The 13,495-nt window shown below is 33.9% G+C and carries 7 protein-coding genes and 1 pseudogene; all 8 read right to left on the minus strand.

The features are described 5' to 3' along the window. Window positions 1-63 precede the first annotated feature (63 nt). A complete protein-coding gene (locus ACTG3Y_RS07645) occupies window positions 64-426 on the minus strand; it encodes a VanZ family protein (RefSeq protein ID WP_439152336.1) in 363 nt (120 codons plus the stop codon). Continuing rightward, a complete protein-coding gene (gene gcvH / locus ACTG3Y_RS07650; protein ID WP_439152337.1) occupies window positions 419-799 on the minus strand; it encodes a glycine cleavage system protein GcvH in 381 nt (126 codons plus the stop codon). The genes ACTG3Y_RS07645 and gcvH overlap by 8 nt, the downstream gene beginning before the upstream one ends. Window positions 800-859: 60 nt before the next feature. After that, entirely contained in the window at window positions 860-8,254 is a 7,395-nt protein-coding gene (sprA, locus tag ACTG3Y_RS07655; RefSeq protein ID WP_439152338.1) for a cell surface protein SprA, read from the minus strand. Then, window positions 8,254-8,835 (minus strand): Holliday junction branch migration protein RuvA, encoded by a 582-nt coding sequence (ruvA, locus tag ACTG3Y_RS07660; protein WP_439152339.1) that lies wholly within the window; start codon window positions 8,833-8,835, stop codon window positions 8,254-8,256. Before ruvA ends, sprA begins: the two co-directional genes overlap by 1 nt. 169 nt (window positions 8,836-9,004) lie before the next feature. Further along, window positions 9,005-11,287: an NADP-dependent malic enzyme gene (locus ACTG3Y_RS07665; protein WP_439152340.1), complete on the minus strand. Its 2,283-nt coding sequence runs from the start codon at window positions 11,285-11,287 to the stop codon at window positions 9,005-9,007. A 211-nt stretch (window positions 11,288-11,498) separates the two neighbouring features. After that, complete coding sequence (locus ACTG3Y_RS07670; protein WP_439152341.1) at window positions 11,499-12,023, minus strand: DUF4136 domain-containing protein; 525 nt, start codon at window positions 12,021-12,023, stop codon at window positions 11,499-11,501. A gap of 132 nt (window positions 12,024-12,155) precedes the next feature. Continuing rightward, a complete protein-coding gene (gene queG / locus ACTG3Y_RS07675) occupies window positions 12,156-13,073 on the minus strand; it encodes a tRNA epoxyqueuosine(34) reductase QueG (protein ID WP_439152342.1) in 918 nt (305 codons plus the stop codon). A gap of 45 nt (window positions 13,074-13,118) precedes the next feature. Beyond that, a pseudogene (locus tag ACTG3Y_RS07680) lies at window positions 13,119-13,495 on the minus strand (cytochrome-c peroxidase); the annotation flags it as partial.

The raw sequence follows: 13,495 nt of genomic DNA on the forward strand, positions 1-13,495 counted from the left end.
ATACTTTTTTGTTATAGTGTCGCTAATTTAACTAATTAATAGTAAAAAAAACAACCCTTTGTTTTATTTTAACTTTATTATATCTATTCTGACTGCAATTAACATGCCAACAATAACTCCAAAACAGTTGGCAAGTAGATCTAAATTATCATAGGTTCTATTTGGATTGAACGGGTGTTGGACAAGTTCTAAAACAATTCCAAAAACAATGAGAACAACAGTGGTAATTAATACTTTAAAACTTTTTGAATGAGATTTAATGTACGTAACCCATAACAATGATAGTAATAGATATGCCAGAAAATGATATATTTTATCATCAAACGAAAATCCCAGTTTAGGTACACCGTTGATATTGATAAGACTTGCTACAGTTAACGCAATGGTATAGACTATTGCTAAAAACAATAGTATTCTTTTATCCACTAATTAGGTCTTTATAATCTTCTGCAGATAAGAGATTGTCTAATTCAGAAGTGTCAGAAATTTTTAGCTTGATCATCCAACCATCGCCATAAGGGTCTGTATTTACCTTTTCAGGCTCATCCTCTAGACTTTCATTAAACTCAATAATCTCACCAGAAAGTGGTAAGAATAAGTCTGAAACCGTTTTAACCGCTTCTACAGTACCAAAAACTTCTTCAACATCTAATGTCTCGTCTAAAGTATCTACTTCTACATAAACAATATCACCTAATTCCCCTTGTGCAAAATCTGTAATTCCTACTGTTGCAGTATCACCTTCGATTTTTATCCATTCGTGGTCTTTAGTGTATTTTAATTCTGATGGTATATTCATCTTTAACGTTGTAAATTATTAATGAAACAAAAGTAATTTTTTAATTCCTTCAATTCAAAATTAATTACCAAAATTATATCGTAATGTTATACCTGATCTTAACGAGGTCTGTGGAAAAGAGGTTGAAATGGCAAAATCTGAGAATGTGTAATCAAAGTAAAAGATTGCAGTTAGGTTTTTACTAAATGCATAATCTGCCTGAAATTTTGCTCCCCAAATTGTCTGTCCGGCTGTCACTTGATTATTTTCTATATCTAAGTATCTGATTATGGTCTTATTATCCCTTACGGTTACGTCTGCACGCATGTTTAAATCACTCTTAATAATTTGTTTTGGGCCTGCAAGTTGAGATCGAATCCTTAGATCTTTAATTCTATAACCTAAACCAAGTGTATATTCTTTTCCTTGTATTTCAGTCATTAGATTATTATCAAAACTTAAAGATAATAATCGATCTGTCTTAATCTCGGCTAATACCTTAATAGAATTTTTCATTTCAAACTCCAATCGTATTAGAGGACTAAATTGTTCTTCTAAATTTATATTACTGTATAAAGTTTCGTTCTTAAAGTTTCCTGCCTGATCTAATGCATCCTCATTTAAAGGACTATCATAATCTTCATCTGGATCTGCAGCTACGTAATCTAAGTTTGTTCTAAACTGATTAATTGTATATCGCGATCTATAGCCATGCTGAATAGAAAAACGTCTGAATGTTTTCTTAAACCATGGAATTCTCATTAAGCCTGTATACTTAATCGTCCAATTTGGGATAGGCACATCTCTAAATGCTCCCGTATCAATTTTATCTGGATCAGATCCTTGGTATGCCGATAAAAATGCAGGTAAAAGCACTCGTTGACTATTTTTTCCAAATCCTTCCGGGAATCCGTCTGAATCTCGTCCAAACGTATTATTTCCGTAAAATTCTCTCGCTAATCTATTAGCCACAATTAATCGATTAGCTCTAAAATCATCGAATGGTTGAGATTGATTCTCATCGCTAGTACTAAACGCTGTTTTTATTAAAGCTGTTGAAATATTGAAGTTTCCGAACGTATTAGGCGTTAATGAGATATACTCTGAATCCTCTACTCTAAAGTTTTCGCTAAAGTTTTCAGCATATGTTCTGTTACCGATTAAATCTATTTTAAGATCGCGCATTGGTTCAATATTCACCGAGTAATCTAATGAGGTATTTTTAACTTCAGTATACTGCTGATTAAAATCTGGAAAAGTTGTTAGCCAACCACTTCTGGCAGTTAGATTTCTAATATCTCTCTGGCTACCAAAGGTATAACCAACTGTTGGCCTTAACGTACCAATAAATCCTGGTGTTGGTAAATATCCTGGCAAAAACGTACCGTTATTTTCAGTATAACCAAATTGAATACGCTTAACCATAGTTACAATATCAATTAAGGTATTATAGGCCTTTTTCCCTGTGCTCAATTTGTTAGGATTATCTTGCTGATTGCCTTGTGCAGCATTTGGAGTTGATGTTCTTAGTTGTGTTGTTCTACCTCGTCGGCGTTGGTTGCCTTTTCGTACAAGACCGATTGTCTTATAGAAGGTCTCCATATTTAAGGAAGAGTTTAAATTGTGAGTATTAGAATTTTGAATTGAGTGCCCTAAATTATAACTCACACCATCTAAAATTAACCCATCATTTAAGTCAGATCCTTTTTGCCATTGAAACATGCCATTATAAGCATACGTGGCTCTTAAGAAACTCAGTGCAGGAATTTTGTAAAGTGGTAATTCGTAATTAACCTGAAGTTGTTGTGTCTGAAAGTTTGGATCTCCAAAATCAAAGAAACCTTCCCATACATTTAATTCGGGGTCTTGTCTTCCATTAATTCTATCATCAATAAAATAATTTCGAACAATATTAGTATTAGCCGCTGTAAAGTTTAAACTTAAAGCGTCTGTAAGATTGTAATTAATAGCATATTGAAAATCGAAAGTGTAATTTCTTCTGAATAATTCCTCAATTCCTATGTTATCACCACCTAATTCTACTTCTCTAAATTTCTGTTTACTAAACTGTCTATTTATATCGGTGTTAACTGAGAAACTAGATGGTAAAAGGTTGAAATTAAAATCCTTTAATATCTTCCAATATTTACCTCTAAACAACGAATCATTCTTTTTAAATGGTTCTACTCTTACAGGCTCAAAAGCATAATTATAATTAACACCAGCTCTAACCGTTTGATCCAAAGATTTTTCAATTTCAAAATCTCTGTGTTCTACTTTATTATAGGAGTAATTAAATGTTAGGTTTTCGACATCGTAGAAATGTTTCTTTGCATCACCCATTTTTTGTTTACGCACACCTATAAAATTAATACTCCTTCGCTTGGTATAATTTTCATTAACCTTTAGAATAGAATCTTGGTCTGTGGTATTATCTAATTGTGTCTCTAACTCAATATCTCTGTAGAATTCATCAAATTGAGGTGTGATAATTTCTTCACTTTGGGCATAATTAAATGGTATCTGAACTCCCCATTCTTTTGGTAAAAGTTGACCTAACTGAACATTAGTGACTACATCATATTGTTTAACATCTTCTCTACTTCTTTCGTTAGGTGATTGCTCTATACCACCAAAACCGATTGTACTTCTTCTCCCTGTCATACTAACATTAGCAAAATCTGCAATATTTGTATCCATACTCACAACTGCTGCCCAACCACCTTCATTATCTAAATCTGACATCCTTAGCTCATTAAACCAAACTTCACCACAAGAATTTAAACCTGTATTACCAGAGTTTTTTACACCTACCATTAACACTCTGATATCTCCAAAGTTTGGGTTCCCTTTTATTGCGACACGTTGCTGTCCTATAGGTAATGGTGAGAATTCTGCAACTGGTGTTTCATTGAGTGTACCATCAATAACGTCATAAAAGGTTGGATCTTGATTAGTCAATGACTGATCAAAAATACCCTTTGATTTTATTTGTTGTAATGCTTCGAGTGGTATATTGATTTCATTAACCGATGGCCATATGCGCTCTTCGATAGAAAGCCCTCCATCGACCAAGTCTGATGGTAATAATGGTACTTCTATTTGATAGAAATTTTGAGTAAAATCATTACCCATTCTAATAAAAGCAATTAGTTCGCCTTCCTGAAGAGTTTGTCCTTCTTGTGCCTCTGCATGTAAGAACATACGTAAGTTTTTATACTGACGCATATCTACATTAATATTCTTAAATACACCTCTAGAATCTTCAGGCTCTAATTCACATGCCTGTAACACTAAAGACTGTTCATTTTGTCTTATAATATTATTGTTATTATTAAGCTCTTCTCTTCTTACACCTGGCGGAATAACGTAGTTACCGTCGTTCTCCTGAACACCAACAATGGCTACATTAAACTCTGCATCCGCACTATTATTTGTTGGGTCATTATCTAAATCTAAGGTATATCGTCTCCAATCACTTCTAACCAAATCTAAAGTTGCAAAACGCAGTACGGTTTTTTCTGTGAACTCATTTAGATATAAACGAGCAAAACGAACCGAACGAATGTCTGTAATACCGCCGACTGCATTAGTAGGTTCGTTTATAGGTAACCTAAACTGATACCAGGTTACTTCACGCTCATCGCCGTTTGGCAACGTAACGTTTCTTACTTTAACATCATTAATCTGTGGATTATTAATATTAAGACTTAAAGGATTCATTTCTACTTCGTACTCAAAATAACTATCAATAGTATTCATTGTGTTATCTCGGTTGATGTCTTCTACATCTGGTTGCGTTGTAGAACCTCTATTAGTATCTGTGAAAACATCAGGTGTATTGCCTTCCAGTCCGTTATATCTTTTGTAACGTTCAAAAATATCTCCGTTAGTATTTAAATAATAAACATAGTTATCTTTAGCCGGATCTTCAGCGGTTTGAAACTGACTAGGAAATCTGAGTTGTTCCTCTGCATCATCGTAACCATCATAACCCACATCTTGATTGTCTCTTTCTTGACCAGTAGTGCCAAAAGTGTATATCAATGATTGATTTTGTGGTACAACAGAACCATATCCTGTCGGATTTAAGTTTGAAATATCTCCATTTTCAGGAAGTCCATTTTCGTATTGTTTCTTTCCATCTTTCAGAACATCTTCAGAAATATTTCCTAAGTTAATTGTTAATTTACCTCCTGGATTAGAAGTATCATCTAAAAATGGATCTTGTACCCAAAACTCTATATACTCTACATTGGCTTGTTCAAAATCTGTAGATGTAATTTGGCGCGTAATACCTGCCCAACTATTGTTAGGGTTTAATGTGTCATCAACCGCTGCGAGATCAAAATTATATGGTCCTCGTTCGGTCGGATAATACGCTAAATCCAGCGTATTAATCACGGAGGTTTGTCCTTGGACGATATCTATTTCTGGGAATATCTCTTCAATAAACACACGTCTTGTATATAAATCAGATACATCATCATCTGTAATACCATCTGGTCTTTGATTACTGTAAAATATAGGATCTACAGTATACCAATTTAAGAATGCTCTACCATAACCATTTTCGATACTTGGATTATCATTACCAGGTATATTAGCTGGTAATTCTTTAGGCCTACTTGACAGAAACCAGGATAGTGGGCTTAATAAATCAATGGCTCCTTGAGTTCCTTCAAAATCATCAATGTAAGCTGTTGCCTCACCATTAAAGTCAGTTCCTTTCGGTGCACCTGGCAATAAATATGCAAACTCTCCTCTCACAGAAAGATTAGAAGGTACATCTGTATCTATATTTGGTAATTTATTTACCATTCTAGTTAAAAATGGTACTTCGGTAGAGTAATTACCGTTAAATCCGAAAATAGTATTATTTATTGGCTCTGAATTAAAATTTGCTTTTTGTGTTATTGGTCGTTCGTTAAGGTTAAGTAATGTAGCACCTAAAACAAAGTTCTCATTGAATTGATGCTCAACATTTACACCTGTAAAACGCCTTGTCTGCTGACCAAATACTGCATTATTCTCCACTGATACATTAATAGGTGTATTTGATGCTTTCAGTGCTTCATCTAAAATCTCAACTCGACCTAATTGGTAATTTACCGTATAATCAATTCCTTCAACCAATAACCTACCTCCAGCAGTTACACGAACTGAACCTCTTGGCACATTAAATGCTCCAATAGGAATTCCCTCGCCACCACTGCTTTTAAAACGACCCTTAATTTGAAACTTATTTTTCTCAGCTTCATCTAAAGCTTGTGTTTTTGTAGATTTATAAAGCAAATCATACACATACTTCTCATGGTTTGGATTGGTATATGTGTCTTGCTCGTATTCTGTGGCATTGTTATTTGGGTTACCATCATCGTCTAATACATCGAAAAGGTAACGACCAAAAGGCTCTGCCTTAGTGAAAATAATTTTACCATTTTGGGTTAAGACAGTCAAACCTGGTACATAATCAAAGAAACCATCTCCTCGCTCCTGAGGATCATTATTAAAATTTAACCGATCTAAATGAAATAGTCTAAGGAGTGGAGTTTCATTGATTTCAGTATCGTCAGCTGCACAAGGTGTGTTATTATCAAATGTTGGGAATGTTGTTCCTTCTACAGGTCTTATGTAGTTAACAGGTGATGCTTCGGTATAAAAAATATTTAATCTAAAATCTTCCTGACTTAATTGAAAAGCACCTGTATCATAGATGTTTTTCATCATAAGATCCCAAATAGGTTGCTCAACCGCGGTAACAGCACTCTTCAACATTTTTAGTATTAAACTTTGCGGTGTTCCTGTAGATAATACAAAGCTGTCACTTATACCATCGGCATTAGTGTCTTGTCCATTATCTATTATACCATCTCCATCAACATCAGCATCAGTTTCATCATTAATACCATCACCATCAGTGTCGGTTCCATTATCGTTGGTTCCATCTCCATCTATATCAACATCGGCAATATCAGGGATTCCATCTAAATCGGTATCCGATAATGTTGATGTAGAATTAACTCCATCGTTGGCAAATTCACCAACTTGAAATACTTCGCCACCAATTGTATATTGAAATGCAACTGCCAGAACTTCATCATTTAACAATCGCTGATTTAAGGATATATATCCTAATTCTGAATGTAAAAAATAGTCTCTTCCTTCTTGTAATTTTCGCGCAGCTTCAAGTTTACCATAGTCAAATCCTTCATTTACGGGAACGTTTATACCTGTTTCAACAATAGTTACATCTCGAACAGCATCAGTTAGAAGTGATCCTGGTCCTCCAATATTAGTTGGGTCAAAATCATTATTTTCATTTTTTGGTCTTGCTCCCGGAAAATTCACAAAACCACCAGGAAGAGGATCTAATCCGATGTTTTCAATTTCAGATTCTCCTAAATCCTGAAAAGCAATTACATTTCGGACATTATCCGTTTGATTATTTCTGTTAGTAACCCAAACTTCTACTCTTGTGATTTGAAGTCCTCCATTGTCTATAAATGGATATTGTAATAATGCTTCATCATAATTATCTCTAAAGTATTGCGCTAAGAAGAAGTGCCTATTCTCATCATAATCTCTTGCAAAAAACTCAAACTCTTCTAATGTACCGCCACCTTGAGCAACTACAGATCTGGATTGTGACTGTTGTTCTGAAAAAACAGCTGTTACTCTGGTTTTTCCGAATTGTAATTCTGTCTTTACACCAAATAAACTCTGTGCTCCTGTTATTAAAGAACTATTTAAAGGCATATTAACATTACCAACCTCAATTTTTCGTACAATATCATCTTCTGTTGGTGTGTATTCTAACTTTACTAAATTTTGAAAATCGAAAGTAGACTCCGTATCATAGTTTGCTGTTACCTGAAGTCTGGTCCCTACCTTACCTAATAAACTCAGACTAATTCTTTGATCGAAATCGAAGGTAAAATTGGTTCTATTTCTTGGAGAAAACGAAGGATTATCTTGCTTAGAAAACAAAACACCTAAATCCACCTCTACTGAACCCTGTGGAATAACATTTATTGTATTTCCACCAAATATGGTTTCAAACAAACCTGAATTGACATAAAACTCTGGTAATAGATTCTTCTGATCTTCCTCAATGCCTTCTTTTTGACCAGCTGCCGCATCGGCCATTTTTTTGTAATACTCCTTTAATTTCTCCTGGAGTACTAGTCGTCTAAACTCGTCCGGAGTTAAAATTAGTGGATAATTAGTATTGAAGTTTCCTATTTTTTCAGTGTAAATATACCTATCTAAAATAGGGTCATATGTGTATTTTGAAACAATGCTATTTGGATTTGGCATTACTATTTTACCAAATGCATAAGTTGTTTTTGTAGAGTCTTGTTCTTGCTCAGTTTCCTGAGAATGGGAGGTTATACTAATCAGCATCATAACTGATAATATGAATGAAAAACCTAATGAGTTGATTTGATTATAGCTAGTTTTATTCAATTGCATTATAAGTTTTTAAGAGCTTCTTTGATTATTTGCTCCACAAAAGCGTCTGGGCTATTTTGTAATATTTTGTCAATAACTTTTTCAGACTGTTTTTTGTTAAATCCTAAAACTTCTAAAGCAGATAACGCTTCATCTTTATGAGTATTGTTTGGTATTAAAGAAAGTTCGTCAATGCCATAAACTTTTAACACTTTATCTTTTAGATCTATAATTACACGCTGTGCTGTTTTAGCACCAATACCCTTTACACTTTGTATCAACGCCACATCGCCTCCTGCAATTCCTTCTTTAACCTGTTCTGGAGTAAGAGATGAGAGCATGGCACGAGCAGTATTTGCTCCAATACCACTTACTGAAATGAGTAGCTTAAATATTTCGCGCTCAGTTTTAGATGAAAAGCCATATAAACTATGAGAATCTTCCCTAACCTGAAGATACGTGTATAATCTTAAATTTTCTCTATCTGGAATTTGAGAGAATGTATGAAGAGATATATTAATAAAATACCCTACACCATTGCAATCTATAACAACGTCTGTAGGATTCTTTTCAACGAGTTTTCCCTCTAAGTGTGTAATCATATAATCTAGTTATCAACTTAGATTAACCATTATAAATAAAGGCATTTAAGATATAATTGATTTTATGCTGAACAATCAATTATTCTTACAAAACGCTTTTCATAGGTTAATGCTTCAAATGTAATAAAATTATTTACATTTCAAAGGCAAGACAGTCAGTAAGGATTAACTATTTATGCTGTCGTTTTTCTCTTTCTTGAGCATCAATAACTGCGATTGCTGTCATATTTACAATCTCATCTACACTAGCACCTAATTGTAATATATGTACCGGTTTACGCATACCCATCATAATTGGCCCAATAGAATCTGCTTTATTTAATTCCTTAAGTAATTTATAGGTTATGTTGGCTGCATCTAGATTGGGAAAAATTAACGTATTCACTTTTCTACCAGCCAATTTTGAAAACGGAAATATGTCTTGTAGCATTTTAGCGTTCAGTGCAAAATCTGTTTGCAATTCACCATCTACAATCATATCTGGATAAATTTTGTGCAAATATTCTACGGCTTCTTTTACTTTTTCTGCTCTTGGATTTTCTGAAGACCCAAAATTAGAGTAAGAAATCATTGCAGTTACTGGCTCAATACCAAACATCCTTGTAACATTTGAAGTCATTCTGGCTATTCTGGCAAGATCTTTAGCACTTGGGTCTATATTTATTGATGTGTCACTTAGAAACATTGGACCACGTTGCGTCATCATAACATTGGTTGTTGCTACTCTAGACACTCCGTCTGCCATTCCAATTAACTCTAACATAGGTTTTACAACTGTAGGATAACTCCTAGAGTATCCGGTAACTAGCGCATCTGCATCTCCTTCATTTACCATCATTGCTGCAAAGAAGTTACGTTCGCGCATTTTTTGTTCAGCAGAATATACGGTTACCCCTTGTCGTTTATGTTTTTTCCAATACGCTTGAGCATATTCATTTTTACGTTCTAACTCCTCGTCTGATTTTGGGTCGATAATAGGTACATTAGCATCAAAATCAATTTCTTCCATTAATTTTAAAATGGTATCCTTTCTACCCAAAAGTATTGGATGTGCGATGTCGTCTTCGTAAACTATCTGAGCTGCTTTAAGCACATCTAATTGATCTGCTTCTGCAAATACAACATGCTTTGGATTGGTTCGTGCTCGTCCTATTAATAATCTTACGAGTTTATTGTCTGACCCTAAACGTTCTAATAAGGTGTCTTTATACTTTCTCCAATCTTCAATTGGTTCTTTAGCAACACCACTTTCTATTGCGGCTTTAGCCACTGCAGGTGGTACTTCGGCAATTAATCTAGGATCGAAGGGCTTGGGTATTATGTATTCCTTACCAAAAGTTAATCGAGTTTCGCCGTAAGCGATATTTACTTGCTCTGGTACAGGCTCTTTAGCTAACTGCGATAATGCTTTTACTGCTGCCATCTTCATGGCTTCATTAATTTTAGTGGCTCTAACATCTAAAGCTCCTCTAAAAATAAATGGAAAACCAAGTACATTATTTACCTGATTAGGATGATCGCTGCGACCTGTTGCCATTATTATATCATCTCTAGTATCAACTGCCAACTTATAATCTATTTCAGGATTTGGATTTGCCATTGCAAATACTATTGGGTTTTTTGACATAGATTTAAGCATTGCAGGAGTCACAATATCTGCCATTGACAGACCAATAAAAACGTCTGCATTTGTCATGGCTTCATCAAGAGTTTCAATTTCTCTATCTGTTGCAAATTCAGCTTTTTGAGTTGTTAGATTATCTCTATCTTTTCTAATAACTCCCTTGCTATCTAACATAACAATGTTCTCGCTCTTTGCTCCAAAGGCTTTATAAAGTCTCGTACAAGAAACCGCTGCTGCACCAGCACCACTAACAACTATCTTTACATCTTCAATACTTTTTTCTGCGAGTTCTAGAGCGTTTAAAAGTGCTGCTGCTGATATTATTGCTGTACCATGCTGATCATCGTGCATTACAGGAATATCTAATTCTTCCTTCAGGCGACGCTCTATTTCAAAAGCTTCGGGTGCTTTAATGTCTTCTAAATTTATACCCCCAAAAGTGGGAGCGATATTTTTTACCGTTTCTATAAAAGCATCTATATCTTCTGTATCTACCTCTATATCAAACACATCAATATCTGCGAAAATTTTAAATAATAATCCTTTTCCTTCCATTACTGGCTTAGAGGCTTCAGGTCCAATATTTCCCAGACCCAAAACTGCCGTTCCATTAGAGATTACAGCAACTAAATTTCCTTTGGCTGTATATTTATATACATTATCTACATGTTTTTCAATCTCTAGACAAGGTTCAGCAACACCTGGAGAATAGGCTAAGGATAAATCTCGTTGAGACGCATACTTTTTTGTCGGCACCACTTTTATCTTACCTGGAGTTGGCTTTGCATGATAAACTAATGCTTCAATTCGTTTACTTTGTTTACTCATTACCTGAAATAGATTAAGCTACAAAGATACTAATATTGAAATTTGAATCACCTAACATTGTTATTCAATAATTCTGTGTTAATTTATAGTGCACTAACCAATTTAATATGAAAAACATTATTGTTGTTGCTCAATTCCTTTAAAGCTATTTAGCTTTAGGGAATTCATCAAACATATCGTCAACAAACTCTGATATTGCAGCAGATTCGTTTTATTGAAAAATTAGATAGGATGCTCTACCTTTCCAAACTACTTTTTTATTTTTTGAATCCACAAGCCTAAGCATTAACATACCTTCTTTACACCTATTAATATCTGTATCATAACCTATTAACTCCACATAATTGTAATAGTTATTATAATAGTAGTTTTGATAATAAGGACTTACCACATAGCCTCTATTATAATAGTTTGGATATGTTGCATATACCGGCTCTTTAGAAACAGTTTTTTCTATATCGCTATTTGTAGTCAATAATACCAATAGATCAGGATTATCTCTATCCATAGTATAGCCTTGAGCTTTCATGTTTTCATTAATACTTTTAATCACCGACATACCGGCTGTATTGTAATTTTTAAATTTTTCAATAGCATCGAAATTGCTGTTGGGTAAATAAGCAAAAGTGTTGTAATTGCTTAAATCAGTAGCACCCATTTTTTGAGTTGTTACTTTTGGCCCACAGGTTAAAACTGTCATAGCTAAAAACATCATTAGTGTTTTTAAAGTTTTCATAATTAATTTTTTAATTTATTTAAATTACTGATACTTAAGGAAAGTAACGTTCGGTATAGATTATTATCTTAACGCTTTCGCAAACAAGAACTTAAATAAGTTTTAAGTGAGGGATAAGAATATGAAATTATTCTAATCAAGAAAGTTTATATTTCTCTTAAGACCTGAGTACTTTGTACGTTTAACGGCTGATTTTTTAAAGACTTTTTTAAAAGTGTCCTCTGTAATCTCCTTCCAATCGGCTTTAGTCATTGACAATAGATCTGGATGTGGATTAAAAAGGGGTTCGTTATGCGATTTAGAAAACCGATTCCAGGGACAAACATCCTGGCACACATCGCAGCCAAACATCCAGTCATCAAATTTATCTTTAAATTCAGTTGGTATATTCTCTTTTAACTCTATGGTGAAGTAAGAAATACATTTACTACCGTCTACAACATACGGTTCTGTTATAGCATCAGTTGGACAAGCATCAATACATGCTGTACATGTGCCACAATGATCTGTAACAGGTGTATCGTATTCCAATTCTAAATCAATAATCAATTCAGCAATAAAATAAAACGAACCTATCTGTTGGGTTAAAAGATTACTGTGCTTACCAATCCAACCTAAACCAGATTTTGCCGCCCAGGCTTTATCTAATACTGGTGCTGAATCTACAAATGCTCTTCCATTTACTTCTCCGATTTTCTCTTGAATAAATTGTAAAAGTGATTTGAGTTTGTCTTTTATAACAAAATGATAATCCGTTCCATAAGCATATTTAGATAACTTGTAAGACTCTTCAATTTGAAAATTTGAGGGATAATAGTTAAGTAATAATGACACTACACTTTTAGAATCTTCAACGAGTAATGTTGGATCTAGACGCTTATCGAAATAGTTTTCCATATAACGCATTTCACCATGCATATTTTTATTTAACCAGGATTCGAGTCTCGGTGCCTCTTCTTCTAAAAATTCTGCTTTACTGATACCGCAAGACAAAAAGCCAAGGCGTTTAGCTTCGGCTTTAATTAATTGAGTATATTTTTCTTTGTTCAATTCAATTCTTAAAAGAACTAAACTACAATAATGTTTTTAATAAATCTAGTCACAACCCAAATCCTCAGATGACATATAATCTGCATTAGGAAAACAATTACCTGAAGGCAGAGATTCCGGCACATAACGTTGCAGGTTATTATCATATAATGATTTTTCTAAAAATAAAGTCAATTGATTGATTTCACTTTCAGTTAAATTGAGAGGAACAAAAAGAGATGATATACTATTTTGAGATACTACATCATTCTCAGTAACAGCGTTATTTTTATATTCAACGACCTCTTTAATTGTGGTGAAACTACCACCATGACCAAAAAATTGAACATCCTTTAAATTATATAATTGTGGTGTTTTAAATTTAAAGTCATCTTCACTATTACCCGTAAAACCTCCGTGACCTTTTTTTGTTGCTTCATCTA

The organism is Winogradskyella sp. (assembly GCF_965656915.1).
In the GTDB taxonomy this organism is placed as follows: domain Bacteria; phylum Bacteroidota; class Bacteroidia; order Flavobacteriales; family Flavobacteriaceae; genus Winogradskyella.